Here is a 25,076-nt window from a genome sequence, read left to right on the forward strand (position 1 = left end):
TTCACATGAATACCGCTACCCAAAAGATCGCCCTGGTCACCGGTGCCACCCGCGGCATCGGCCTGGAAACCGTCCGCCAGCTGGCCCAGGCCGGCGTGCACACGCTGCTGGCTGGGCGCAAGCGCGACGTCGCCGTGGCCGAGGCGCTGAAGCTGCAGGCCGAGGGCCTGCCGGTCGAAGCGATCCAGCTCGACGTAGGCGATGCCGCCGGCATCGCCGCCGCCGTGCAGACCGTGACCGAGCGTCACGGCCGCCTGGACATCCTGGTCAACAACGCCGGCATCCTGCTCGACGACCCAAAGCTGGCGCCGTCGGCGCAGACCCTGCAGACCTGGCGCGATACCTTCGACACCAACGTGTTCGCCGTGATCGCCGTTACCCAAGCCTTCCTGCCCCTGCTCAACGCCTCGCCGGCTGGCCGCATCGTCAACGTCTCCAGCATCCTGGGCTCGCTGACCCTGCACAGCCAGCCGGGCTCGCCGATCTACGGCTTCGCGGTGCCCGCCTACAACGCCTCCAAGAGTGCGGTGAATGCGTGGACCGTACAGCTCGCCTACGAGCTGCGCGACAGCACCACCAAGGTCAACACCGTGCATCCGGGCTACGTCAAAACCGACATGAACGGCGGTGAGGGCGAGATCGACATCAGCGAAGGCGCACGCTCCAGCGTCGGCATGGCGCTGATCGATGCCGATGGCCCCAACGGCAGCTTCACCTACCTCGGCGAGGTGCTGCCATGGTGATCCGCCTGTTGACCGTGGCCGTGACCAGCGCGCTGCTGGCCGGCTGCGTCAGCGTCGGCCCCAACTACCAGGCGCCACCGGCCGAGCCGGTGACCCTGCAGGGCGCCGCCGCGCCGGTGTTCACCACCACCTCGCCGGTGGCGAGCTGGTGGGCCCAGTTCGACGATCCGGTGCTGGAGCAGCTGGTGCATGAAGCACTGGGCACCAACCTGGACCTGCGCATCGCGATGTCGCGGGTGCGCGAGGCCCGCGCGGTGTTCGTCGAGCAGCGCCTGGACCAGTTGCCGCACGTCACCAGCGGCGGCAGCTATGACCGCCGCAAGCAGCCCGATGCCACGGTGGGTGATGAGCGCGTCTTCAGCGAGACCTACCAGCTCGGCTTCGATGCCGGCTGGGAGCTGGATCTGTTCGGTCGCCAACGCCGTGCCGCCGAAGCGGCGCGCGCGGACCTGGGCGCCGAGCAGGACAACCTCGCCGACGCGCAGGTCACCGTCGCCGCCGAAGTAGCCCGTAACTACTTCGAGCTGCGCGGTACCCAGAAGCGCATCGCGGTGGCCAAGCGCACCCTGGTCAATCTGCGCGACACCCAGAAGCTCACCGAGACCCGCTGGGAACTGGGCGCCGGCAGCGAGCTGGACGTGCAGAGCAGCCGTGCGCGCCTGAAGGCGATCGAGGCCGACATCCCGCTGCTGGAAGTCGCCGAAGTGCAGTCGCGTCATCGCCTGGCCGTCCTGCTGGGGCAGCGTCCGGATGCACTGGACAGCCTGCTGCAGCCGCGCGAGATGCGGCCGTACGCCAAGGCGTTGCCGTTGGGTGACACCACCGATCTGCTGCGTCAGCGCGCCGATGTGCGCGTGGCCGAGCGTCGGCTGGCGGCGGCCACCGCGCGCGTTGGCGTTGCCACCGCGGACCTGTTCCCGCGGATCAGCCTGAGTGGGTTCGTCGGCTTCCTGTCCGGTGATGCCAGCGGGTTGGTCAACGGCAACAACAAGGCGTGGTCGGTGACCCCGTCGATCAGCTGGGCTGCCTTCGATTTCGGCACGGTCAAAGCCCGTCTGCGCGCCAGCAAGGCGCAGGCCGACGGTGCCGCCGCCGAGTATGAGAAGGCGGTGCTGCTGGCGCTGGAAGACACCGAGAACGCGCTGACGCGGTACGCCAAGCAGCAGGCCCGCCTGGCGATCGTCGCCGAGCAGGCCCAGGCGGCGGGTCGCGCGGAGGAACTGGCGCAGATCCGCTTCCGCGAGGGGTCGGAAGACTTCCTGACCCTGCTCGATGCACAACGCACCCAGCTGGCCGCGGACGATGCACTGGCCGAGGCCGAATCCACGGTCAACGTCAGTGTGGTGGGGGTGTACAAGGCCTTGGGTGGCTGGGGCCAGCAGCAGGATGCAGCCAACACCCCGGTGGCGGTGACGCAGCGCTGACCGGCCGCAGGTCGCAGGGGCGGCGAAGGCGCCGTCCCTGCAAGAATGGCAACAGCCGTCACATCCGCTGCGCAGGGCGTCGCGGTTGACGGCTTTGCCTCTGCACGGTGCCAATGCACGATGCTACAAGCGTGGGTTGTTCTCTGGAGTGGCCCGCATGCAACCCAATCAGTGGCGTCCTGTCCGTCCGCGTGTGCAGGAGCCGGGCATGGGATCCGGCGCGGGGCTTTCGCGCGGTGTCATCGCGCTGCTGGTCGCCGCGATCATCGTGGTCGCCATCGGATTCGCCCGCTTGACCGAAGGCCTGTTCGAGATCGGCCTGATCGCCACCGGTGTGTTCATCGCCATCGGCGCGCGGATCTGCCAGGCACGCGAGCAGCATCAGGCGCTTTACCAGCTGCTGCAGCAGATCGATGAGCGGCAGCCGTGATCGGCGGCGGGAAAGCGCAGGGCCGCAGGGCGGCCATGCGCAAGCCGATGGACGGTGCTATGACCGCCCATCGCGCATCTGCTTACCGGACCGTCGGCGTCGATGCGGGGAACCGCAGCTCGGCCTGGACCGGGTAGTGGTCCGAAGGCAGCACGCCACCGGGTTTCTGGTCCAGCGTGCTGAAACGGTCCACGCTGAAACCGCGTACCAGGATCCAGTCCAGTTCCACCGTCGGTTTGCCGGTGAAATCGTGGAAGGTCAGGCGCGGGCCTTCGACCTTGCCGGCGAGTTCGCGGGCATCGCCCAACGCGGCAGTGAAGGCCTTGTAGGTGTCGCTGCCGGGTTCACTGTTGAAATCGCCGGTGACCACGACCGGGATGTCCTTGGGCAGCGTCGCCAGCCGCGAGACGATCAGCTTCGCACCGAGCTCGCGGCGCGGCTCATCTTCCTCGCGGTAGGGCAGGTGGGTGTTGAACAGGTAGAAGCGTTGGCCGTCGGCCTGACGCTGGAACAGCGCCCAGGTCACCATGCGCGGGAACAGGTTGCCCCAGGTGATGCTGCCCGGCACATCCGGCGTATCGGAGAGCCAGAAGTCGCCCGATTCGAGCACCTTCAAGCGCGCGCTGTCGTACAGCACGCCCATGTGTTCGTCGGCGTTGCCGCCGCGGCGGTCCCTGCCGAACAGGGTGTAGCCGGGCAGGTGCGCGACCAGGTACTCGCCCTGTTTCCGCACCAGCTCCTGGGTGCCGATTACCTCGGGTTTCTGTTCGCGGATCAGCGTGACCATCGCATCGCGGCGGTCTTCCCAGCGCTTGCCGGGGTCAGTATCGGCCGGCGTGCGCACGTTGAACGACATGACTTTCAACGCGTCCGGTGCCTGCGCCCAGGCGCTGCCCAGCGGGGCGGCAAACATCATCAGGGCCAGCAGCGCGGGCCGGTGGAAACGAAACAGCATGTGGAATCCCTCCATTCCATGAAAACGTTCCCAAAGGGTCGCATGGAAGGGCGGGGAAAGGATATGCGCGACATGGCGGTTGGGCGGGGCGCCGGTCGGATCAATTCGACAGCAGGATCACCCCGATCGTGAGGTTGATGAGCGATCCCAGCACCAGCACCCATACCGTGGAGAGGATCGTGTTCAACCAGGAGCGTTGAAGCGCGACCTTCAGCCACCCGGCCTGGACCACCGCATACCACAGCGCGGCGATCACCCCCACCGCAGTGCCGAGCACGGTCGACAGCTCGCCGGGCAGCCGTACGAACACCATGCTGGTGGACAATGTCACCGCGAACGGGGCGGTCAGGTAGCACTGCATGAAAAACGGTCGGCGCAGCGACTCCCGGGTCATCGACACATGCTTGCGCCGCAGCAGGTGCGTGGTGGTCACCAGCGGCCAGATGGCGAAGGTGATCGAGCGGTACAGCAGCAGGCTTTCCTCATTGCCGAAAATCGAACGCGACAGTGCACCGGTGCCGACCACCTGCTGGTGCAGCATCAGCTCCACCCCGTGAGCGACCAGCACCGACAGCATCAGGAACATCGGCGGGCTGATCGCATCGTCGAACTGGCGGTCCAGCTTTTCCTTCAGCTCGGTATCCACGTACTGGGCCATCCGCCGCGGATGCACCACCACGCGGTACAGCGTGCGCGGGAAGAACAGAAACCAGGTGCACAGCTCGTAGAGAAACTCTTCCAGCGACCGCAGCAGTTTGAGGAAGTCCATCCCGGGCCCCTTGCGTGGACGAAACCGACACCCCCGAGGATACCCGGGGCTGGCCTCAGCGGATGGCGACGGTCAGGCTGTGCGGTGCCTTCTCACCCCGGCGCGCCTGCGCACGCATCTGGTAGACCTGCACCACATAGGTGCCCGTGGACGGCAGGGTGCCGCTCCACCGCCGGGTCTCGTCGTTGCTGCCCAGGGCCTCGCCGTGGCCGGGCGTTACGCCGGGCGCGAATACATTGAAATTGGCATTGGGGCTGCCGTCGACCGTGACCGCCATGGTCTGGCCGGCACGCGCGGCGATCGTGTAGCGGACGGTGTCATAGCCGGACAACGTCCCACGCAGAGTGGCGCTGCTGGCGCCCTTGGTGAAGTGCACGGGGGTGGTGGTGACCTTGTCCGCCGCGGTGGCCAGCATCGGCGTCAGGGCGAGCAGGGCGGTCAACAGCAGCGAGCGGAGCGGCGTCATGGCACATCCTCGGTGGGGGCCCGGCAAGGGCCTTTCGTCGCGAGCATGAGCGCGCGCCCATCAAGGGACTGTCGATGCGCTGCAGATCAGCGCTACCGGGCAGTGAACGCACTGTGCTCTCTCGGTGTCGTTTTCCAGTGCGTTCTGAATTGTTTACGCAGGTGCCCGGCGCGTGCAGGGCGCGCCGCCCGCCACGCACACATGGGTAACGCGGGCAGGCCTAGCGTGGTTTCACCGGCACCACTTCGATGCCGAACACCGGAGATACGGCAATGGCCAACACCCCGAACCCGCAGCAGGGTCAGAACGATCCGCAGCGCAACACCCCGCAGCAGGGCCAGCAGGATCAGCAGGATCAGCGCGACCGTGACGCCCAGAAGCAGCAGCAACAGCAGGATCAGCAGGGCCAGCGGTCGGGCCAGCAGAGCGACCAGGAAGAATAAGGCCAGGCATGACGCACCGAGGGCCCGGCCGATCTGGCCGGGCCTTTGTGCGTCATGGGCAATCACAACGCTTCAGCCATCGCCAGTCGCCGTCGGGCACCGCAGCGGCTTACCGGCTACCATGCCCGCATGAGCATTCCTCTTCCCGACAGCAGCGTGCCACGCCTGCTGGGATTCGACGTCCCGACCCTGCAGACCATCGTCGACCATGGTGCGGACGAGGCGATCGTGGCGATGTTGGATGTCTCCCCCGATGCCCACTGGTTGAAGCTGTTCGACGAACGCGTCGCCGCGCTCAAGGGCGAGCTCGGCCTGGCCGGGGTCGAACTGGACGGCACCTCGATCCTGTTCTTCGGCTCCATCGCCGACAGCCGCCGCCTGGCGACGGCCGTGTCGGCCCTGATCAATGCGATCAACATGGAAGTGGCCGGGCGCAACGCGCCTTTCCAGCCGACCGCACCGTAACCCAGCCGGCACGGCGCTCAGGAATCGATCCGGGAGGCACGCAGCCGGAGGACCTCGCTCCGTCCCGGCTCGGCAACGCCATGGGGCGACGGGCAGCTGCCGCGTATTTCGGTAACCCACATCACCATCATGCCGACGATGCGGGTGGCATCGCCCGGCCACTGCGCTACCAGCCGGTCGTGGATACCGTCGTACACCGCCCATCGCTCGGCCGCCGACCGGCCGCGCGTCCAGCACTGCTCCAACTCGGCGTGTGCCTGCCGAAATGCCTCTTTCTGTCCGTCCATAGTGATCCCCGACACCGTGCATACCGGGCAGGCGTACCTGCGCGGGTGAGCCCCCCTGCCATGTGACCAACGCCAGTCGCCACGCAGACCGGCCACGCCCGCGGTTGCGCACGGCAGTGCCTGCCGCAGGCTGAACCCACCGGGGGTGCGTCGTCATAACCAAACAGGACGTCCTGTATAGTTACTGCCCGCCCGAAACGTTCGCTCCCCATGACCCCCACCAAGACCCAGCGCTGGAGCCTGTTGCTCACCGTGGCCGCCGGCCTGCTGCTGATCACGCTCGACAACTCGGTGCTGTACACCGCCTTGCCCACCCTGACCGCCGAACTCGGCGCCACGTCGCTGCAGGGGCTGTGGATCATCAACGCCTATCCGCTGGTCATGGCCGGCCTGCTGCTCGGCGCAGGCACCCTCGGCGACCGGCTGGGGCACCGCCGTATGTTCCTGATCGGCCTGGTGATCTTCGGCATCGCCTCGCTGCTGGCTGCGTTCGCGCCGGACGCCAACCTGCTCATCGGCGCCCGCGCGCTGCTCGCGGTGGGTGCCGCGGCGATGATGCCGGCCACCCTGGCGCTGATCAGCCTGACCTTCGCGGATGAGCGCGAGCGCAATCTGGCGATCGCGGTCTGGGGCTGCATTTCCATCATTGGCAGCGCGATCGGCCCGATCGTCGGCGGCGTGCTGCTGGCCCATTTCTGGTGGGGTTCGGTGTTCCTGATCAACGTGCCGATCGTGCTGCTGGCGATGGTTGGCGCCGTGCTGTTCGCGCCGCACGGCACGCCCGATGCGAGCAAGCCGTGGGACCTGATTTCCTCGCTGTTGAGTCTGGTCGCGTTGTCCGGCCTGGTGGTGGCGATCAAGGAAATCGCGCATGCGCCGCCGAACGGGCCACTGGCCGCGGGCGCGGCGCTGGTCTTCGTCGTGGGTCTGGTGCTGTTCCTGCGTCGCCAGCGTCGCCTGCCGTATCCCATGCTTGACGTGGCGATCTTCCGCAATGCGCCGTTCCTGGCCGGTGTGCTCTCGGCGGCCTTCGCGATGTTCGCCATCGCCGGCCTGCAGCTGCTGACCACCCAGCGCTTCCAGCTGGTCGCCGATTACACACCGCTGCAGGCCGGTCTGCTGGTGTCGGTGGTCGCGCTCGGCTGCCTGCCCAGCGCGATCTTCGGCGGCGCGTTCCTGCACCGCGTCGGGCTGTTGCCGCTGATCACCGGTGGGCTCGGCGTGGGTACCGCCGGCGTGCTGCTGGTCGCGGTGACCTTCGGTAGCGACCTGGGCTGGACCATTACCGGGTTGCTGCTCACCGGGCTCGGCATGGGCGCGACCATTTCGGTCGCTTCCACGGCCATCATCGGCAACGTGCCGCCGCACCGCGCCGGCATGGCGTCCTCGGTGGAGGAGGTGTCCTACGAGTTCGGCAGCCTGTTCGCGGTCTCGCTGCTGGGCAGCCTGATTGCCGCGCTGTACTCGGCAACCGTGTCGCTTCCGGACGGCGTGGACGCCGCTGCGGGTGAGAGCATCCAGCAGGCGTTCGCTCTGGCCGCGCAGCCCGGTGCCGATGCAGGGTGGCTCGGTGCTGCCGCCAGCGCCTACGACGCCAGCTATGTTTGGGTACTGTATGTGATCGCCGCCGTGCTCCTGGTCGGCACCGTCGTCACCGGCATTCTGCTGCGCCGTCACGGCTCCGGCAGCGCCACCACTGTCTCCCACGCCCACTGACTCCATGCGCCCGAGCAACCGAACCAACATCCTTGATGCCGCCGTCCGCGTGATCGAACGCGACGGCATCACCGCGCTCACCTTCGAGGCGGTCGCCACCGAATCCGGCATCGCCAGGGGAGGGCTGCTGTACCACTTCCCCTCGCGCGACGCGCTGCTCCAGGGCATCCATCAGCACCTGGCCGGCGTGTGGGAGGCGAGCTTGATCGAGGTGGCCGGCAAGCCGGCCGAGGCCGCCGATGCCACCGAGCGCTACCAGGCCTACGCACTGACCTGTGCGCAGACCGCTACGCGCGCCGAACTCCAGCTGATGTTCGACGCGGCGGCGACGGACGAGAACGTGCAGCCCTGGGCGACCGTGGCCGAGCGCTGGTCGCCGCCGACCCCGCAGGACCTGAGCGACCCGGCCGCGCTGGACCTGTTCATCGCCAAGCTCGCCGCCGACGGCATGTGGGTGTTCGAAGCGCTGTCGCGCTCGCGCCTGCCGCCGGAGGTGGGGCAGGCCATCGCCGACCGGCTGGCGCAGATGATTGCCGCCGCTTCAAACACAGCGTGATTTCCGTCATGCGGGTAACCTTGGCGGTTCACTTCTTGAATGACGGGGCCGCCTGATGGATTACCAGCTTGTGATCAAGTTCTGGCGCAAGTCGCTGGACGATGAGGCATTCCTGGCGACGCTGGAGGCCGAGCTGACCGCCGCGCTCGGCAAGGCCGCGACGCTGGACGGCTATGACGTCAGCGCGAAAGAGATCAACCTTTTCATGTTCACTGCGGATCCGCGGCCGACGTTCCGGAAGACCAAGGATGTGCTGGAGGCGATGGGCGTGCTGCACAGTGTTTCGGCAGCATACCGGCTGGTGGGTGGCGCGCAGTTCACGTCGGTCTGGCCACTGCGGATGGCGCGGAAATTTACCTTGCCGTGAGGCACAAAAAGGTGGGGACCTTCGATGTCTGCACTCGCTGGCCAGCAGCATTGCCGTCGCGTCATCCCGCTCGGCAGCCAGCCACGCCCTGAATCAGAGAAGTCCCGCGCCGCTTCAAAGGTCATGACAAACCCAACTGCGGACGCGTACGCGGTCACGTTGGCGAGGTCACGGCAGGATCAGCAACCCAGCCACATGCTTCACGGTGCTAGGATCAAATCGCCGAGCAAAAATCGGCAATTTCTCAATAAAGGATCTATTGTGAAGCTCTTCAGTGCGATGCTTGCATTAACGGCTGCGGCGGTTGCAACGCCTGCTTTTGCGGCTCAGCCGGTGCACTGCCCCACCTGCGTGACCGATGAGGACTTCCGCCAGCGCGCAATCCTCGAAGAAGCGGTAACGAAGGCTGGCGGGACATATTGGGTCTATAACCTGCCCGCGGGCACGGTCCAGAAATGGTACATCCCGCCCTCCGAGGGCGAAGAGGAGGCGGCGGTACGCCGCGATCCGTCTGGAACAGCGCGGCAACTGCCGCAGCGCCACGAGGCCAGCAGCAGCCCGTAGAGGCTCATGCGCAGGCCGAGGTCCAGAAGGGTCAGGTGCCACCACCGACCATCAACAGGATGAGATCTCCAGGTAGAGACCGCCGCGGTCGAACAGGTTCGGGGTCTTCTCGGCCGGGTTGGCGCGCCGCAAGGCAAGATGGGTGAGCGGGGGCATCGCCCCCACGGTCTCACGAGCTGCAACGCACGGGGCCTGACGATGCCGGAAATAAAAAAGCCCGGGAACCCCCGTTGTATAAGGGTTCCCGGGCTTCTTGGGATTCTTTCGAACCCCTCATTGGTGGAGGTGGGCGGAATTGAACCGCCGTCCGAAGGCACTCCATCCCCGGTACTACATGCTTAGCTCACCGTTGGATCTCATCCTGTGGCAGCACGGTGTGCAAAGCGCACCCCAGGACCAGCCTGCTTTAGTTAAGTCGTGACTGACAGGCAGCCATCACAACCGGTTCCGTGATAATGACCCTACATCTACGAGCACGGGCACAAGTAGGTTCGGGGGTTCGCCTAAGGCGGCTGTAGAACTAAACGCTAAAGCTGTTTTTAGGCAGCGATTGCGAAGTCGTTCGAACCGTAGTTGTCGTCGTTGGCAACTAAAAGTTTGCTGCTGGATTAACGAGGAAAGCTGCCCCCTCGGCATGCACCAAGTAACTTCACAACCCCCGTCGAAACCAATGCACCCCCGGTTTCTTCAAGAACCGCACTTCATCCGGAAAACAGCGCCGGACGTCTACTTGACGGAATGGATGCTACTCCAATCCGGCTGAACAGTCACCTTGCCGGTCTGCCGCTTACTTCTGCAGCTGGCGGCGGCTGTCGGCCTTGTGGCGGGCCTTTTCCTTCTTCAGGCGGTTGTGCTCGTTGCGCACGGCCATCGCCTGCTTCTTGGCCTGCGGCTCGACCCGGGCCATCAGCGATTCCACCTGGGCGACCAGCCGGCGGTGCTCCAGGGTGTCGTAGCTCTGCGTTTCCGAGGCAACGCGCTTGGCGTTGCGGATCAGGTAGGTCAGCACCTTGAGCAGCGCGGCCGGGTCCATCGCGCGGGCGAGTTCGTCAAAGATGAACTCCAGCGCGGCCACGTCGGCGCGCAGGGTGGTCAGTTCGTCCGCCGCCAGTGCGGGTGCCGGGGTAGTTTCAAGTGTCACGCGCGGATCCTTTCCGTATCAATGCGGGGATTCTGACAGCTGCGCGGGCCTGGCGGGGAAAGATCGCTGTCCTGCCGGGGCCGCAGGGTCAGGCCGGCCTTGGCGATACGCGGCGCTGGCAGCGCCCGGGCAGGGCGTTAGAGCCGCTTGCGCAGGTACAGGCGATGGTGCCCGGGCGGGAAGTCCTGCAGCCGGCCGAACACCTCATAGCCCTGCTTGAGGTAGAAGCCCTCGGCCTGCCAGGAGAAGGTGTCCAGCGTCACCGCGTGTGCGCCGAGCGTGCGGGCCTGCTGCTCGGCATCGGCCAGCAGCGCCTGGCCCAACCCTTGGCCACGCTGGCTGGCGTCCACCCACAGCGCATGCACCATCAGCCAGCCACCGCAGACGTCGGCGGCGATCCCGGCCACCACCCGGCCGGTAGCATCGTGGATCACCCGGTTGACCGGCTGATCGTCCAACGCATCGCCACTGGCGGCCTGGTTGAAAGCCAACAGGCCGGCGAGCACCGCGCGGGTGTCCTCGGTGCTGGCCGGCTGGATCCCCGGTGCGGCCACCCTGCGCGTCATCACGCGTCGCGGTTGTGCCGACGCATGGTGCGCGACTTCTCGCGCGCCCAGTCGCGGTCCTTCTCGGCATCGCGCTTGTCGTGCGTCTGCTTGCCCTTGGCCAGCGCGATCTCGAGCTTGATCTTGTTCTTGCTCCAGTACATCGCGGTGGGCACGATCGTGTAGCCGTCGCGCTGCACCTTGCCGATCAGCTTGTCGATCTCGTTGCGATGCAGGAGCAGCTTGCGGTCCCGGCGGTCGTTGGCCACCACGTGGGTGGAGGCCTGGATCAACGGGGTGATCTGCGCACCGATCAGATAGATCTCGCCATCACGCACGTAGGCGTAAGCATCGATGATGTTGCCGCGCCCGGCGCGGATCGACTTGACCTCCCAGCCCTGCAGGGCCAGGCCGGCTTCGAAGCGATCTTCGATGTGGTACTCGTGCCGGGCACCCTTGTTGAGTGCGATGGTTTTGTTGGCCGTCGCGCCCTTTGCTTTATCCTTGCCGCTGTTCTTGCTCATTTCCCTATTGTCTCCGATTCGGGCACGCCCGGTCGATTCATCAGACATCTGTATCGCATGCCAACTATCCGCCGTAGTGCCCTGGTCGAACATTCGGCTGCCCGCATGTTCGACCTGGTCAATGATATTGACGCCTATCCGCGCCGCTTCCGCTGGTGCTCGGCCTCGCAGATCCTGGAGTCCGGCCCGGACCGCCTGGTCGCGCGCCTGGATCTGGGCTTCGGTTCGTTCTCCACCTGGTTCATGACCGAGAACACGCTGCAACGCCCGCACAGCATCGATATGCAGCTCAAGGACGGGCCGTTCAAGCGCCTGCACGGTCGCTGGGAATTCCACGCGCTGGCCGAAGATGCCTGCAAGGTCACGCTGACGCTGGAGTTCGAGCCGACCTCACGTCTGCTCGGTCCGGCTCTCGCGCTGGGCTTCCAGGGCCTGGCCGACCGGATGGTCAATGATTTCGTCCGCGTCGCCGACGCCCAGGACTGAGCCGTGATCACGGTCGAGGTGGTGCTGGCTTGGCCCGATCGGGCCGCCTCGAAGGTGCTGACCCTCGCCGAGGGCACCACCGTCACCGAGGCCATCGCGCTGGCCGGCATCGAGGGCAGCGACCAGTGCCCGGCCGTGGCCGTGCATGGCCTGCTGGCCAAGCCGGATCAGGTGCTGCGCGAGGGCGACCGGGTCGAGCTGCTGCGTCCGCTGCTGGCCGACCCGAAAGACAACCGCCGCCGACGCGCCCGCGCCGGCAGCTGAGTGAAGAACGCGGGCCTCAGCGGCCGCGCTTCTTCTTGTCCTTGGGCAGGTTGCGGCCGAACTGGCGCAGCGTGCTGCGGGCCAGCTGGGCGTCGTCGCTGGCGAAGTACTCGCCGTCCCAGCGGGTGACCGCGTCGTTTTCGAAGTAGACGGTGAAGTTCTTCACTTCGGTCTTGCCGACCCGGTTCACGCGCTGGCTGGCGGTGTAATCCCAGCGCTGGGCATGGAACGGGTCCGGGATGGAGGGCGTGCCAAGCAGGGCGTTGACCTGCTGCTTGCTCTGGCCCACCTGCAGCTGACCGACGGCCTGCTCCCGGATCAGGTTGCCCTGATAGATGGGTTGCTTGTAAATGATGCCGCAGCCCGTGGTGGACAGGGCAACGGCGGCGACCAGCAGGAGATTGCGCATCGGGGAATGGCGTTTGGGGAAATCGAGTCGATGATACACTCCCGACGTGTCGCCGCGACCCAATCCGAGGCAGCTGGCGCTAAATCGCCAATGAACGGAGAACTATGGAAACCCACGACCTGCGCAAAGTCGGCCTCAAGGTGACCCACCCGCGTATGCGGATCCTGGCGCTGCTCGAGCAGCGCAATGCCAGCCACCACATGACCGCCGAAGACATCTACCGCCAGCTGCTGGAGCACGGTGATGAGATCGGCCTGGCCACGGTGTACCGGGTGCTGACCCAGTTCGAGGCCGCCGGCCTGGTGCTGAAGCACAATTTCGAAGGCGGCCAAGCCGTCTACGAGCTGGATCGCGGTGGTCACCACGACCACATGGTCGATGTGGACAGCGGCAAGATCATCGAATTTGAAAGCCACGAGATCGAAGAGCTGCAGCGCAAGATCGCGGCCGACCATGGCTACGAGCTGGAAGAGCACTCGCTGGTGCTCTACGTGCGCAAGAAGCGCCGGTAACGGGCCGCTGGCGGCCCGGATGCGATCAAAAAACCCCGGGCATGCCCGGGGTTTTTGCTTTCAGCGCCAGGCGCCGGATCCGGCGGGGAGCCGGCCAGCGGCCGGCACTACCCATCACGTGGCCCTCAGACCTGCAGCAGCTTGCGCGCCGCAGCCCGGGCTTCCTTGCTGACTTCCACGCCGCCCAGCATCCTGGCCAGCTCTTCCTCGCGGGCCTTGGTATCCAGCTTCTCGACCGCACTCTGGGTCATGCCGTCCACCGGGGCCTTGCTGACCCGGTAGTGGGCGTGGCCCTTGGAGGCGACCTGGGGCAGGTGGGTGACGCACAGCACCTGACGCTTCTCGCCCAAGGCGCGCAGCTTCTGCCCGACGATGTCGGCCACGGCGCCGCCGATGCCTGAATCGACTTCGTCGAAGACCATGGTCGGCACGGCATCCAGGCCCAAGGCGGCGACTTCGATCGCCAGCGAGATGCGGGACAGTTCACCGCCCGAGGCCACCTTGCGCAGGGCGCGCGGCGGCTGGCCGGCGTTGGCGGCAACGAGAAACTCGACCCGCTCGGCCCCGTTCGGGTCCGGCTTGACCACGCTCTGCGGCTCGATATCGATCAGGAACTGACCGCCGCCCATGCCCAGCTCGCCGATCAGGGTGGTGGTGGTGTCCGACAGGGCCTTGGCAGCCTTCCGGCGGCTGGCGCTGAGCACCTCGGCCACGGTCTTCCACTGGCCGGCGGCACGGTCGATCTCGCCGGCCAGGGTCTGCAGGCGCTCGTCGGCACCGCGCAGCTGCTCGACTTCGGCCTCCATGGCATCGCGGTGCTCGCCCAGCGCTTCCATCGGCACGCGGTGCTTGCGGGCGAGGTCGTGCAGGCGGCCCAGGCGTCGCTCGATGTCCTCGAACTGCTCGGGGTCGGCATCCAGGTCGTCGTGGACGCGATCAAGCAGGGACAGCGCTTCGTCCAGCTGGATGGCGGCGCTGTCGAGCAGGGCATCGACCTCGCCGAGCCGGCTGTCGTGCTCAGCCACGCGGGCCAGATCATGCCGGGTCTGCTGCAGCAGCTGCAGCACCGAGACCTCGTCATCGCCGTTGAGGCGGCTGACGGCCACGTCGCAGGCGCCGATCAGCGCGCTGGCATGGGCCTGGCGGCGGTGGCTGCTGCCCAGGGTGGCGATCGAGGCCGGGTCCAGATCCTCACGCTTGAGTTCGCTCAGCTGGTGCTCCAGGTAACCGATCCGATCGCTGACATCGCCCTGGCGCGACAGCGCCTCGGCTTCGTCCACCAGCGCCTGCCAGCGTGCCGCGGTCTGGCGGACCTGGGCGCGCTCGGCGTCGTTGCGGGCGAAGGCGTCCAGCAGCGAGAGCTGCGAGGGGCGCGAGAGCAGGGCCTGCTGTTCGTGCTGGCCGTGGATCTCCACCAGCATGCCGGCCAGCTCGGTCAGCTGGGTCAGCGTCACCGGGCGGCCGTTGATGAAGGCGCGCGAACCGCCATCGGCGCGGATCACCCGTCGCAGTTGGCACTGTTCTTCGTCGTCCAGCTCGTTGTCGCGCAGCCACTGGCGGGCCGGCGCATCGGCCGGCGGCGCGAATTCGGCCGAGAGCTCGGCGCGGGCGGCGCCGTGGCGGACCACGCCGCTGTCGGCGCGCAGCCCGGACAGGAAGCCCAGCGCGTCCACCATCAGCGACTTGCCCGCGCCGGTTTCACCCGAGACCACGGTCATGCCGGCGCCGAATTCCAGCTCGGTGGCGCGGACGACCGCGAAATCCTTGATCGATAGATGTCTAAGCATGGTCTACGTTGTACACGAGGGGCGTCTCCAAGCCGCGCAAGCTAGCATGGGCGGGGGGCGTCTCCAATGACTTGCCAACGCCCCGTGCAGCCATTATCTAAGTGGGCGTCTCACAGGCTGATTCCATGCACCCTTCCGCGTCCCATCTCGCCCCGCGTGCCCGCCATCTGCTGCGGACGCTGATCGCGCGCCACATCCAGGATGGCGAGCCGGTCGGCTCGCAGACGCTTGCCCGGCATGCCGGCCTGGATGTCAGCCCGGCCACCATCCGCAACATCCTGGGCGACCTGGAAGACCTCGGCCTGCTCAGCTCGCCGCATACCTCGGCCGGCCGCGTGCCGACCGCGCACGGTTACCGGGTGTTCGTGGACAGCCTGGTCAAGATGCAGCCGCCGGGGGAGGGTGAGCTCAGCCGCCTGCGCACCGAGCTGGCCACCGGCACCGGCACCCAGGCCCTGCTCGGCAGTGCCTCGGAGCTGCTCTCGGCGATGAGCCATTTCGTCGGGGTGGTCAGCGCCCCGCGCCGGGAACAGTTCGCGTTCCGGCACATCGACTTCGTGGCGCTGGACGCGCGTCGGGTGCTGGCGATCCTGGTGTTTGCCGACAACGAAGTGCAGAACCGGGTGATCGAGCCGCGCCGCAGCTTCGATCCGGGCGAGCTGGAGCAGGTCGCCAACTACCTCAACGCCAACTGCGCCGGGCGGCCGCTGGCCGAGATCCGGGCCCGGCTGCTGCTGGAGCTGCGCGATGCGCAGTCGGAGATGGAGCAGCTGCTGGCGCACAGCATCGAGCTGGCCGAGCAGGCGATGGTGCCGCCGGCCGATGACATGGTGCTGGCCGGGCAGACCCGGCTGATGGGTGTGCAGGACCTGTCCGACCTGGAGCGCCTGCGCGAGCTGTTCGATGTGTTCGCCAGCAAGCGCGAGATCCTCCAGCTGCTCGAACGCACCATCCAGGCCCCGGGAGTGCGCATCTTCATTGGCGAGGAGACCGGGGTGATGCCGCTGGAAAGCGTCTCGCTGGTCACCGCCCCGTATTCGGCCGATGGCCAGGTGCTGGGCGTGCTGGGGGTGATCGGCCCCAAGCGGATGGCCTACGACCGGATGATTCCGCTGGTGGAAGCCACCGCCCAGGTGCTGGGCGCTGCGCTGGGCTCGCCCGGTGGCGGCGGATTGTCCCGCGATCGCGCATAAAGCGGCCTTGGACTCTTGAATCCCGTAGCCGCGCCCACATAGGGGTGGGTGGAGGCGGAGAGTCACCGCCAAGGATCCGGAAATGAACCAAGATCAGTCAGATATCGCATCCCAGAATCCCGCCGGCGAGCCGGCCGCGGAGCCGTCCCTGCAGCAGCAGCTGGACAGCCTGCACAACGAGTTGGCGCTGCTGCGCTCGGAGTCGCTGCGCGAGCGCGCCGACCTGGACAACCAGCGCAAGCGCGTGGCCCGCGACGTCGAGCAGGCGCGCCGCTTCGCCAACGAAAAGCTGCTCGGCGAGCTGCTGCCGGTCTTCGACAGCCTCGATGCCGGCCTCAATGCCGCCGGCAGTGACCCGAGCCCGCTGCGCGAAGGTCTCGAACTGACCTACAAGCAGCTGCTCAAGGTCGCCGCCGACAACGGCCTGACCCTGCTCGACCCGACCGGGCAGACCTTTAACCCGGACCACCACCAGGCCATCAGCCAGGTCGACGCGCCCGGCGCGGCGCCGGGCAGCGTGGTCCAGGTGTTCCAGAAGGGCTACCTGCTCAACGACCGCCTGCTGCGTCCGGCGCTGGTCGTGGTGGCCCGCGACTGATCCGCAGGCCGGTGAGCCGGGCGTTGCCCGGCTGCTCGACCGGACGCTGAACGCGTTGGGTCGCCATCGAACACTGTGTTTGATGGACGGCTTGAAAGTGTCTCCAGCGTCCCACACATCCCATTCATAACCCGGCAACTGCCGGATGTACCCAGAACTTTCAGGAGTCTCCCTCATGGGCAAGATCATTGGTATCGACCTCGGCACCACCAACTCGTGTGTGGCGATCATGGACGGCGGCAAGGCCCGCGTCATCGAAAACGCGGAAGGCGATCGCACCACGCCTTCCATCGTCGCCTACACCAAGGACGGCGAAGTCCTGGTCGGCGCCTCGGCCAAGCGCCAGGCCGTGACCAACCCCAAGAACACCTTCTACGCTGTCAAGCGCCTGATCGGCCGCAAGTTCACCGACGCTGAAGTCCAGAAGGACATCGCGCACGTGCCCTACGGCATCCTGGCCCATGACAACGGCGACGCCTGGGTGCAGACCAGCGACGGCAAGAAGATGGCCCCGCAGGAAATCTCCGCCCGCGTGCTGGAGAAGATGAAGAAGACCGCCGAAGCGTTCCTGGGTGAGACCGTCACCGAGGCCGTGATCACCGTGCCGGCCTACTTCAACGACAGCCAGCGCCAGGCCACCAAGGACGCAGGCCGCATCGCCGGTCTGGAAGTCAAGCGCATCATCAACGAGCCGACCGCTGCTGCCTTGGCCTATGGCCTGGACAAGGGTGACGGCCGTGACCGCAAGATCGTTGTGTACGATCTGGGCGGCGGCACCTTCGACGTGTCGATCATCGAGATCGCCAACGTGGACGGTGAGAAGCAGTTCGAAGTGCTGGCCACCAACGGTGACACTTTCCTGGGCGGCGAAGATTTCGACAACCGCGTCATCGAGTACCTCGTCGACGAGTTCAACAAGGACCAGGGCATCGACCTGCGCAAGGATCCGCTTGCCCTGCAGCGGCTGAAGGACGCCGCCGAGCGCGCCAAGATCGAGCTGTCCACCAGCCAGCAGACCGAAGTGAACCTGCCGTACGTCACCGCTGACGCGTCGGGCCCGAAGCACCTGAACATCAAGCTGACCCGCGCCAAGCTGGAAGCGCTGGTGGAAGACCTGATCAAGAAGTCGATCGAGCCGTGCCGCATCGCGCTGAACGATGCCGGCCTGCGTTCGAGCGACATCGGTGAAGTGATCCTGGTCGGCGGTCAGACCCGCATGCCGAAGGTGCAGCAGGCCGTGACCGAGTTCTTCGGCAAGGAACCGCGCAAGGACGTCAACCCGGATGAGGCCGTGGCACTGGGTGCTGCGATCCAGGGCGGCGTGCTGGGCGGCGACGTCAAGGACGTGCTGCTGCTGGACGTGACCCCGCTGTCGCTGGGCATCGAAACCCTGGGTGGCGTGTTCACCAAGATCATCGAGAAGAACACCACCATCCCGACCAAGGCCTCGCAGGTGTTCTCCACCGCCGAGGACAACCAGTCGGCCGTGACCGTGCACGTGCTGCAGGGTGAGCGCGAGCAGGCCCGCTTCAACAAGTCGCTGGCCAAGTTCGACCTCTCCGGCATCGAGCCGTCGCCGCGCGGCCTGCCGCAGGTGGAAGTGTCCTTCGACATCGACGCCAACGGCATCCTGCACGTGTCGGCCAAGGACAAGAAGACCAACAAGGAACAGAAGGTCGAGATCAAGGCCGGTTCGGGCCTGTCCGAGGACGAGATCGCACGCATGGTCGCCGACGCGGAAGCCAACCGCGAAGAAGACAAGAAGTTCCACGAGCTGGTCCAGGCTCGCAACCAGGCTGACGCGCTGATCCACGGTACCCGTACCGCGATCACCGAGCACGGCAGCAAGGTCGGCGGCGATGTGATCGGCAAGGTGGAGTCGGCCCTGGCCGATCTGGAAACCGCGATGAAGAGCGACGACAAGGCCCAGATCGAAGCCAAGTCGAAGGTGCTGGAAGAAGCCGGCCAGGCGCTGTTTGCTGCCTCCGCAGCGGCAGAGCAGGGCGGCGCGGCGCCGGGCCCGGATGCGGGTGCCAACAACGGCGCGCACGACGATGTGGTCGACGCCGAGTTCACTGAAGTCAAGGACGACAAGAAGTCCTGATCCGGACTCGACACGGGACGTTGCGCAGGCAGCGTCCCGTTGTCATATCCCCCTTCTGGTCCTGACAGCCGTTTCCCGGCCTGTCGGGGCGCCCGGCGAAAGAGCGGACCTGGTGCCGCTCTTCCGCTTTGACGAATCCCGACTTCCGGAACCCGATTCAAGTTATGAGCAAGCGCGATTACTACGAAGTGCTGAGCGTGTCCCGCACCGCCAGCGACGAAGAACTGAAGAAGGCCTATCGCCGTTGCGCGATGAAATACCATCCGGACCGCAATCCGGGTGACAGCGAGGCCGAAGCATCCTTCAAGGAATGCAAGGAAGCCTACGAAACCCTGTCCGACAGCAACAAGCGCCGCATGTACGACGCCCACGGCCACGCCGCGTTCGAGCACGGCATGGGCGGCGGTGGCGGCCCGGGTGGCCCGGACATGGGCGATATCTTCGGGGACATCTTCGGCAACATCTTCGGCGGTGGCGCCGGCGGTGGTGGTCCGCGCCAGGCCCGCCGCGGTGCCGACATCGGTTACGTGATGGAGCTGGACCTGGAAGAGGCGGTGATGGGCGTGGAGCGCCGCATCGAGATTCCGAGTCTGGTCGAATGCGATGACTGCAATGCCAGCGGTTCGGAAGATGGCAAGGTCGAGACCTGCTCGGTCTGCCGTGGCCAGGGCCAGGTGCGCATCCAGCGCGGCATCTTCGCGATGCAGCAGGCCTGCCACCACTGCAACGGCCGTGGCCGGATCATCCAGAACCCCTGCAAGACCTGTCACGGCAATGGCCGTGTCGAGGAAGACAAGGTGTTGTCGGTCAAGGTGCCTGCGGGCGTCGATACCGGCGACCGCATCCGTCTGTCCGGTGAAGGCGAGGCCGGTCCGGCTGGCACCCCGGCGGGCGATCTGTACGTGGAAGTGCGGGTGCGCGAGCACGCGATCTTCCAGCGCGACGGCGACGACCTGCACTGCGAAGTGCCGATCCGCATCTCGCAGGCCGCGCTGGGCGATACCGTACGCGTGGCGACCCTCGGCGGCTATGCGGAAATCCGCATTCCGGCCGAAACCCAGACCGGCAAGCTGTTCCGCATGCGTGGCAAGGGCGTGCGTTCGGTGCGCAGCCGCAGCGAAGGCGACCTGTACTGCCGCGTGGTGGTGGAGACCCCGGTCAACCTCACCCCGGAGCAGCGCAAGCTGCTGGAGCAGTTCGAGACCACCTTCACCGGCGAGGAAGCGCGCAAGCATTCGCCCAAGTCGGCGACATTCATCGATGGCGTGAAGGGCTTCTGGGATCGCATGACGTCGTAAGCGTCACAGGTTCCTGTGAACTACCGAAGACCCCCTGGAAGCAGGGGGCTTTTTTGTGCGCGCAGACCGGGGGTAGAGCCACCCCATGGGTGGCTGCACGCGGTGCCGGGTGGATCGACAGCCACCCATGGGGTGGCTCTACGGTGGATCGACAGCCACCCATGGGGTGGCTCTACCGGGCGGCGCCGGGCGTAAAATGTCGGCATGAACGAATCCCTCGAAAGCCACCTGGTCCACGGCCGCCGCCAGCGCCCGGACGGTCCGTCGCCGGTCGACGTCATCTCGGTCCAGTCGCAGCTGGTCTACGGCTATGCCGGCAACAGCGCTGCCGTGCCGCCGCTGCGCGCGCTGGGCGTGCGCGTGGCCGAAATCCCCACCACGCTGCTCAGCAACGCGCCGTTCTACGAGACCACGCGTGGCCGCGTGCTGCCCTCGGACTGGTTCGCCGACCTGCTCCTGGGTGCGGGCGAGCGCGGCCTGCCGCAACGCGCGCGGATGCTGGTTTCCGGTTACTTCGGCAGCGTCGGCAACGGTGCGGCCTTCGCCGATTGGCTCGATGCGGTGTTGCCGTCCTCGCCACAGCTGCGCTACTGCCTGGACCCGGTCATCGGCGACACCCATACGGGCCCTTACGTAGAGCCGGGCCTGGAAAAAGTGTTCGCCGAGCGTCTGCTTCCGCACGCCTGGCTGGTCACGCCCAATGCCTTCGAACTCGGCCGCCTCACGGGGATGCCGAGCCTGGCCCAGGACGATGCGATCGCCGCCTCGCAGGCCCTGCTCGCACGCGGTCCGGAATGGGTGCTGGCGCACAGCGTCGGCGGTGATCCGGGCCAGCTGGTCACGCTGGCGGTCAGCCGTGATGCCATCTGGCGCTGGTCCTCGCCGCATCTGCCGGTGGACGTGGCCGGGACGGGCGACGTGCTGATGTCGCTGCTGGTCGCCTTCCTGCTGCGTGGCGAAACCTTCGAACAGGCGATCTCGCGCGCCATCGCCGGCGTGCATGTCGCGCTGGAAACCACGCTGGCCAACGGCCACGAAGAGTTCGATGTGCTGGCCGCGGCGCCGGCGGCGCTGGCGCTGCCCGATCGTTTCGTTCCCGAGCGTCTGGCGTGAGTCTGACACCGGTGGTGGGCATCGTCGGCAGCGACGGTGCCTACGGGCGCTGGCTGCGCCGCTTCCTGGAACAACGTCTTGGGCTGGAGGTCATCGGGCATGACCCGGCCGATGCCGCATCGGACAGCCCGGAGACGCTGCTGGACCGCGCGGAGGTGTTGATCTTCTCCGCACCGATCCGGCACACGCCGGCGCTGATCGCCGACTATGCGGCGCGCTCTGCCGGTCGCGAAGCCGGTCGGTTGTGGCTGGATGTCACCTCGGTCAAATCCGCACCGGTGGAGGCGATGCTCGCCTCGCAGGCGGAGGTGGTGGGCCTGCACCCGATGACCGCACCGCCCAAGGCACCCACGCTCAAGGGCCGGGTGATGGTGGTCTGCGAGGCGCGCCTGTCGCAGTGGCAGCCGTTCGTGCAGCAGCTGTGCGACGCGCTGGAAGCCGAGTGCGTGCGCGCCACGCCGGATCACCACGACCAGGTCATGGCGCTGGTGCAGGCAATGGTGCATGCCACCCATCTGGCGCAGGCCGGCGTACTGCGCGAGTACGCGCCGATCCTGGGCGCCTTGCCGGCGTTGATGCCGTACCGTTCGGCCTCGTTCGAACTGGATACCGCGATCATCGCGCGCATCCTGTCGCTCAATCCGGCGATCTACGAAGACATCCAGTTCGGCAATCCGCACGTCGCACCGATGCTGGACCGCTTGCTGGCCCAGTTGCAGCAGCTTCGCGCGCAGCTGGAGCAGGGCGATGACGCGGCAAGGGCAGCGTTCCGACAGCAGCTGGTGCTGGATAATCGTGACAGCCTGGGAACCGGGGTGCTGGCCGATGGCAACTACACCTTCGAGCGGGTCGGGTACCTGCTCGCGGATCTGACCGAGCGCAATGCGATCAGCGTGCATCTGCCGGAAGACCGGCCGGGTTCCCTGCGCGAGCTGCTCCACGTGTTCGAGCGGCACCGGGTCAGCCTGGCGTCGATCCATTCCTCGCGCACGCCCGCCGGTGAGGTGCACTTCCGGGTGGGGTTCGTGGCGGGCAGCGACGCGTTGGCACTGCAGGCGGCCGCCATCGAGATCGATGCGTCCGGGATCGGCCGCGTGCTGGTGCGCTGACACGGTGCAGTGCAACATTCATCCACAGGGGGTGTGGATGATCTGCGCACAAACGTGTGGATAAGTGCGTTCGCGCCTTGCGCCAAAAGGCTGTCAAGATACTTGGTCAAAAAATGACCAACATCCGTGCAACTTTTTTGCCGGGCGTCAGGTGGTGAGGGTGAGCTCACCACCGGCGGTCCGGAACTGGCGACCGTCGCGGATCAGATGGCGGCCGTCGGCCAACTCATAGCGCGCCCCCTGGCTGTTGCCGGCGGGCGCATCGACCTGCTCGTCCTTGAACTCGATGATGACGTAGTCGTCGCCGTTGGCATCGGTGGCGGGAAACTGTCGGAACGACATGAAACACCTCCTGCAGCGCATCCAGTGAGGGCTGCAGGATGCGACGTCCGGTGTTACCGGCCCGTCATCAATCGATGAACTGCAGGCGCGCCAGTTCGGCGTAGAGACCGCCTTCGGCCAGCAGTTCGGCATGCGTGCCCTGGGCCACGATGCGACCGTGGTCCATCACCACGATGCGGTCGGCCTTGAGCACGGTGGCCAGGCGGTGCGCGATCACCAGCGTGGTGCGCCCGGCCATCAGGCGCTCCAGCGCCTGCTGCACGGCGCGCTCGCTCTGTGCATCCAGCGCGCTGGTGGCTTCGTCGAGCAACAGGATCGGCGCGTTCTTGAGCAGGGCGCGCGCGATCGCGATGCGCTGCTGCTGGCCGCCGGACAGGCGCGCACCGCGCTCGCCAAGCTCGCTGGCATACCCCTCGGGCAGTGCGCGCAGGAACTCATCGGCCTCGGCCGCTTCGGCCGCGCGCTGTACCTCTTCATCGGTCGCATCCAGGCGCCCGTAGCGGATGTTCTCGAACGCGCTGCTGGCAAACAGCGTCGGCTGCTGCGGCACCAGTGCCAGCTGCTCGCGCAGCTGCGCGGGGTCGACCTGGCGCAGGTCCACGCCGTCCACGAGGATGCGGCCGGCAGCCGGATCGTGGAAGCGCAGCAGCATCGACAGGATGGTGCTCTTGCCGGCGCCGGAGGGGCCGACCAGCGCGACCGTTTCACCCGGTCGCACGTGCAGGTCCACATGATCCAGGGCGGCCGTATCCGGGCGCTGCGGGTAATGGAACACCACCTCCTCGAACCGGATCTCGCCGCGCAGTGGCTGCGGCAACCCGGTTGGATTGGCGGGGGCGGTGATCTCGACCTCTTCCTGCAGCAGCTCGGCAATCCGGCCCATGCCACCGGAGGCACGCTGCAGTTCGTTCCAGACTTCGGCCAGTGCGCCGACCGAGCCGCCGCCGATCAGCGCATACAGCACGAACTGGCCCAGGGTGCCGGCACTCATGTTGCCGTCGATCACCTCGTGCGCGCCCAACCACAGCACGCCGACGATCGCGCCGAACACCAGCACGATGGCGCTGGCGGTGACGATCGATTGTGCGCGGATGCGCCGGCGTGCGGCACCGATGGCATCGCTGAGGGCGGCGTTGAAGCGGCCACGTTCATAGGGCTCGCGCGCGTGCGCCTGCACGGTGCGTACCGCACCCAGGGTCTCCGAGGCCAGGCTGTTGGCATCGGCGATGCGGTCCTGGCTGGCGCGCGCGATGCTGCGCAGGCGGCGGGCGCCGATGATGATCGGCAGCACCGCCAGCGGAATGCCGACCAGCGACCAAGCCGCCAGGTGCGGGCTGGTCACGAACAGCATCACCAGGCTGCCGATCACGGTGACGCTGCTGCGCAGGGCCACCGACATGGTCGAGCCGATCACGCTGCGCAGCAGTTCGCTGTCGGCGGTCAGGCGCGAGACCAGCTCGCCGCTGCGGCTGCGGTCATGGAAGCCGGCGCCCAGGGTGATCAGGTGCGCGTACAGGCGGCTGCGCAGATCGGCGACCACCTTTTCCCCCAGCAGGGAGACGAAGAAAAAGCGAGCGGCCGTGGCCAGCGCCAGCACCACCGCGACCAGGAACAGCAGGGCAAAGGCCTTGTTGATCTGGCCCCCACTGTTGAAGCCGTGGTCGATCATCTGGCGGACCGCGACCGGCAGGCTCAGCGTAGCCACCGACGAGACGGCCAGGGCCACCAGCCAGGCGCTGAATAGCCCGACATGCCGGCGCACGAATGGCCACAGCGTGTTCAAGCTGCCCAATCGGCGCATCGGCGTGTCTTGCGGAGCGGGTGCGTCAGTCATTCGATGGGCCTGGTTCGATGCGGGATTCAATACGGACACGATCACGAGTGGCGTCGCGGAGGCGGTTTTTCAACAGCTCGACCTGATCGGCCGGCAAGCGCAGGTGCAGGTTCACGCCGTCGGCGGTGAAGGCTTCGCCCACTTTTTCGGCCAGATGCGCGCCCAGCGCGGCATGCAGCGGGCCCAGATCTTCGAAGCCGGCGTGCACATCCAGTTCGGCCATGGCGATCAGAGGCAGCCGTGGCGCGACCCGCAGGCACTCGGCGGCGGTACCGCCGTAGGCGCGCACCAGGCCGCCCGCGCCGAGCTTGATGCCGCCGTACCAGCGTGTGACCACGACCATCACCCGGTCGAAGCCCTGGCCATCGATCGCCGCCAGGATCGGGCGGCCGGCCGTGCCGGCGGGCTCGCCGTCGTCGCTGGAGCGGTAGTCGTTGCCGTAGCGATAGGCCCAGCAGTTGTGGGTGGCATCCACGACGGCAACCTGCTGCAGGAATTCCAGCGCGGCGGCCACGTGTGGAATCGGCGCGGCATGGGCGATGAAGCGGCTGTGCTTGATGTCCAGGCTGTGGCTGACGGTGGTGGCGAGCGTATCGGGCATTCCCACCATTCTAGTGGGGATGCCCGTTCAC

The 25,076-nt window shown here is 66.9% G+C and carries 30 protein-coding genes and 1 other RNA gene; 18 read left to right on the forward strand and 13 right to left on the reverse strand.

The features are described from left to right. Positions 1-5: 5 nt before the first annotated feature. From C0R07_RS05275 to C0R07_RS05285, 3 genes are all read left to right on the forward strand, one after another. A complete protein-coding gene (locus C0R07_RS05275) occupies positions 6-743 on the forward strand; it encodes an SDR family oxidoreductase (protein ID WP_102788331.1) in 738 nt (245 codons plus the stop codon). Next, positions 737-2,167: an efflux transporter outer membrane subunit gene (locus tag C0R07_RS05280; protein WP_070470253.1), complete on the forward strand. Its 1,431-nt coding sequence runs from the start codon at positions 737-739 to the stop codon at positions 2,165-2,167. The genes C0R07_RS05275 and C0R07_RS05280 overlap by 7 nt, the downstream gene beginning before the upstream one ends. 208 nt (positions 2,168-2,375) lie before the next feature. After that, on the forward strand, positions 2,376-2,597 hold the full coding sequence (locus C0R07_RS05285) for a membrane protein (protein WP_019183220.1): 222 nt from the start codon (positions 2,376-2,378) through the stop codon (positions 2,595-2,597). 82 nt (positions 2,598-2,679) lie between these two features. Here the strand turns inward: C0R07_RS05285 and C0R07_RS05290 are convergent, their stop codons facing one another. The 3 genes from C0R07_RS05290 to C0R07_RS05300 all read right to left on the reverse strand — a co-directional run bounded on the left by C0R07_RS05290 (position 2,680) and on the right by C0R07_RS05300 (position 4,787). After that, positions 2,680-3,552, reverse strand: coding sequence for an endonuclease/exonuclease/phosphatase family protein (locus tag C0R07_RS05290; protein WP_070470248.1), 873 nt, complete (start codon positions 3,550-3,552; stop codon positions 2,680-2,682). A 100-nt stretch (positions 3,553-3,652) separates the two neighbouring features. Continuing rightward, positions 3,653-4,321 carry a hypothetical protein gene (locus C0R07_RS05295; protein WP_102788332.1) on the reverse strand — a complete coding sequence of 223 codons (669 nt, stop codon included), beginning with the start codon at positions 4,319-4,321 and terminating at the stop codon, positions 3,653-3,655. A gap of 55 nt (positions 4,322-4,376) precedes the next feature. After that, positions 4,377-4,787, reverse strand: coding sequence for a g-type lysozyme inhibitor (locus tag C0R07_RS05300; protein ID WP_102788333.1), 411 nt, complete (start codon positions 4,785-4,787; stop codon positions 4,377-4,379). Positions 4,788-5,059: 272 nt separating this feature from the next. On the opposite strand from C0R07_RS05300, the gene C0R07_RS19865 reads away from it, so the two are divergent. Together C0R07_RS19865 and C0R07_RS05305 are read left to right on the forward strand one after the other, a co-directional pair. Then, positions 5,060-5,230 (forward strand): hypothetical protein, encoded by a 171-nt coding sequence (locus C0R07_RS19865; protein WP_019183216.1) that lies wholly within the window; start codon positions 5,060-5,062, stop codon positions 5,228-5,230. A 129-nt stretch (positions 5,231-5,359) separates the two neighbouring features. Then, entirely contained in the window at positions 5,360-5,695 is a 336-nt protein-coding gene (locus C0R07_RS05305) for a hypothetical protein (protein WP_070470243.1), read from the forward strand. Positions 5,696-5,712: 17 nt separating this feature from the next. On the opposite strand, the gene C0R07_RS05310 is transcribed toward C0R07_RS05305, so the two are convergent. Next, a complete protein-coding gene (locus C0R07_RS05310; protein WP_070470240.1) occupies positions 5,713-5,982 on the reverse strand; it encodes a hypothetical protein in 270 nt (89 codons plus the stop codon). A gap of 210 nt (positions 5,983-6,192) precedes the next feature. On the opposite strand from C0R07_RS05310, the gene C0R07_RS05315 reads away from it, so the two are divergent. The 4 genes from C0R07_RS05315 to C0R07_RS19690 are packed head-to-tail and all read left to right on the forward strand — an operon-like array spanning position 6,193 to position 9,185. Continuing rightward, the gene (locus C0R07_RS05315) at positions 6,193-7,698 is read left to right on the forward strand and encodes an MFS transporter (RefSeq protein WP_070470238.1); all 1,506 of its coding nucleotides are present in this window, start codon (positions 6,193-6,195) and stop codon (positions 7,696-7,698) included. Positions 7,699-7,702: 4 nt separating this feature from the next. After that, on the forward strand, positions 7,703-8,254 hold the full coding sequence (locus C0R07_RS05320; RefSeq protein ID WP_019183212.1) for a TetR/AcrR family transcriptional regulator: 552 nt from the start codon (positions 7,703-7,705) through the stop codon (positions 8,252-8,254). A 55-nt stretch (positions 8,255-8,309) separates the two neighbouring features. Continuing rightward, positions 8,310-8,621 (forward strand): hypothetical protein, encoded by a 312-nt coding sequence (locus tag C0R07_RS05325; protein WP_046272942.1) that lies wholly within the window; start codon positions 8,310-8,312, stop codon positions 8,619-8,621. A 24-nt stretch (positions 8,622-8,645) separates the two neighbouring features. Further along, positions 8,646-9,185 (forward strand): hypothetical protein, encoded by a 540-nt coding sequence (locus C0R07_RS19690; RefSeq protein ID WP_139146271.1) that lies wholly within the window; start codon positions 8,646-8,648, stop codon positions 9,183-9,185. A gap of 277 nt (positions 9,186-9,462) precedes the next feature. On the opposite strand, the gene ssrA is transcribed toward C0R07_RS19690, so the two are convergent. The 4 genes from ssrA to smpB all read right to left on the reverse strand — a co-directional run bounded on the left by ssrA (position 9,463) and on the right by smpB (position 11,395). Further along, positions 9,463-9,865, reverse strand: a transfer-messenger RNA (tmRNA) gene (gene ssrA / locus C0R07_RS05335). A 107-nt stretch (positions 9,866-9,972) separates the two neighbouring features. Next, entirely contained in the window at positions 9,973-10,326 is a 354-nt protein-coding gene (locus C0R07_RS05340) for a hypothetical protein (RefSeq protein WP_019183168.1), read from the reverse strand. 137 nt (positions 10,327-10,463) lie between these two features. After that, complete coding sequence (locus C0R07_RS05345; RefSeq protein WP_102788334.1) at positions 10,464-10,892, reverse strand: GNAT family N-acetyltransferase; 429 nt, start codon at positions 10,890-10,892, stop codon at positions 10,464-10,466. Then, positions 10,892-11,395: an SsrA-binding protein SmpB gene (gene smpB / locus C0R07_RS05350; RefSeq protein WP_102788335.1), complete on the reverse strand. Its 504-nt coding sequence runs from the start codon at positions 11,393-11,395 to the stop codon at positions 10,892-10,894. Before smpB ends, C0R07_RS05345 begins: the two co-directional genes overlap by 1 nt. A gap of 57 nt (positions 11,396-11,452) precedes the next feature. Here smpB and C0R07_RS05355 point away from each other — a divergent pair, with 57 nt between their 5' ends. Continuing rightward, positions 11,453-11,881, forward strand: coding sequence for a type II toxin-antitoxin system RatA family toxin (locus tag C0R07_RS05355; RefSeq protein ID WP_026069778.1), 429 nt, complete (start codon positions 11,453-11,455; stop codon positions 11,879-11,881). Positions 11,882-11,884: 3 nt separating this feature from the next. Next, positions 11,885-12,145 (forward strand): RnfH family protein, encoded by a 261-nt coding sequence (locus C0R07_RS05360; protein ID WP_070470230.1) that lies wholly within the window; start codon positions 11,885-11,887, stop codon positions 12,143-12,145. A gap of 16 nt (positions 12,146-12,161) precedes the next feature. Here the strand turns inward: C0R07_RS05360 and C0R07_RS05365 are convergent, their stop codons facing one another. Beyond that, the gene (locus tag C0R07_RS05365; protein WP_019183163.1) at positions 12,162-12,554 is read right to left on the reverse strand and encodes an outer membrane protein assembly factor BamE; all 393 of its coding nucleotides are present in this window, start codon (positions 12,552-12,554) and stop codon (positions 12,162-12,164) included. A 104-nt stretch (positions 12,555-12,658) separates the two neighbouring features. On the opposite strand from C0R07_RS05365, the gene fur reads away from it, so the two are divergent. Continuing rightward, positions 12,659-13,066, forward strand: a complete 408-nt coding sequence (gene fur / locus C0R07_RS05370) for a ferric iron uptake transcriptional regulator (RefSeq protein WP_070470227.1) — start codon at positions 12,659-12,661, stop codon at positions 13,064-13,066. A gap of 125 nt (positions 13,067-13,191) precedes the next feature. Here the strand turns inward: fur and recN are convergent, their stop codons facing one another. Continuing rightward, a complete protein-coding gene (recN, locus tag C0R07_RS05375) occupies positions 13,192-14,853 on the reverse strand; it encodes a DNA repair protein RecN (protein ID WP_070470224.1) in 1,662 nt (553 codons plus the stop codon). A gap of 125 nt (positions 14,854-14,978) precedes the next feature. Between recN and hrcA the strand changes: the two genes are divergently transcribed. The 6 genes from hrcA to C0R07_RS05405 all read left to right on the forward strand — a co-directional run bounded on the left by hrcA (position 14,979) and on the right by C0R07_RS05405 (position 22,268). After that, positions 14,979-16,046 (forward strand): heat-inducible transcriptional repressor HrcA, encoded by a 1,068-nt coding sequence (gene hrcA, locus C0R07_RS05380; protein ID WP_019183158.1) that lies wholly within the window; start codon positions 14,979-14,981, stop codon positions 16,044-16,046. Between the two features lie 82 nt (positions 16,047-16,128). Next, positions 16,129-16,644 (forward strand): nucleotide exchange factor GrpE, encoded by a 516-nt coding sequence (gene grpE, locus C0R07_RS05385; RefSeq protein ID WP_019183157.1) that lies wholly within the window; start codon positions 16,129-16,131, stop codon positions 16,642-16,644. 175 nt (positions 16,645-16,819) lie between these two features. Further along, the gene (dnaK, locus tag C0R07_RS05390; RefSeq protein WP_019183156.1) at positions 16,820-18,748 is read left to right on the forward strand and encodes a molecular chaperone DnaK; all 1,929 of its coding nucleotides are present in this window, start codon (positions 16,820-16,822) and stop codon (positions 18,746-18,748) included. A 164-nt stretch (positions 18,749-18,912) separates the two neighbouring features. Continuing rightward, positions 18,913-20,046, forward strand: coding sequence for a molecular chaperone DnaJ (gene dnaJ, locus C0R07_RS05395; protein ID WP_102788336.1), 1,134 nt, complete (start codon positions 18,913-18,915; stop codon positions 20,044-20,046). 204 nt (positions 20,047-20,250) lie between these two features. Continuing rightward, positions 20,251-21,159: a pyridoxal kinase gene (pdxY, locus tag C0R07_RS05400; RefSeq protein WP_019183153.1), complete on the forward strand. Its 909-nt coding sequence runs from the start codon at positions 20,251-20,253 to the stop codon at positions 21,157-21,159. After that, positions 21,156-22,268, forward strand: coding sequence for a prephenate dehydrogenase (locus C0R07_RS05405; protein ID WP_102788337.1), 1,113 nt, complete (start codon positions 21,156-21,158; stop codon positions 22,266-22,268). Before pdxY ends, C0R07_RS05405 begins: the two co-directional genes overlap by 4 nt. Positions 22,269-22,415: 147 nt before the next feature. Here C0R07_RS05405 and C0R07_RS05410 read toward each other — a convergent pair whose 3' ends face one another. The 3 genes from C0R07_RS05410 to C0R07_RS05420 form a co-directional block, all read right to left on the reverse strand. Beyond that, the gene (locus C0R07_RS05410; RefSeq protein WP_070427170.1) at positions 22,416-22,610 is read right to left on the reverse strand and encodes a hypothetical protein; all 195 of its coding nucleotides are present in this window, start codon (positions 22,608-22,610) and stop codon (positions 22,416-22,418) included. A gap of 67 nt (positions 22,611-22,677) precedes the next feature. Then, positions 22,678-24,444, reverse strand: coding sequence for an ABC transporter transmembrane domain-containing protein (locus C0R07_RS05415; RefSeq protein ID WP_102788338.1), 1,767 nt, complete (start codon positions 24,442-24,444; stop codon positions 22,678-22,680). Next, the gene (locus C0R07_RS05420; protein WP_019183149.1) at positions 24,437-25,045 is read right to left on the reverse strand and encodes an IMPACT family protein; all 609 of its coding nucleotides are present in this window, start codon (positions 25,043-25,045) and stop codon (positions 24,437-24,439) included. Before C0R07_RS05420 ends, C0R07_RS05415 begins: the two co-directional genes overlap by 8 nt. Between the last annotated feature and the right edge of the window lie 31 nt (positions 25,046-25,076).

The sequence above is a fragment of the Stenotrophomonas bentonitica genome, assembly GCF_002887735.1.
Classification (GTDB): Bacteria; Pseudomonadota; Gammaproteobacteria; order Xanthomonadales; family Xanthomonadaceae; genus Stenotrophomonas; species Stenotrophomonas bentonitica_A.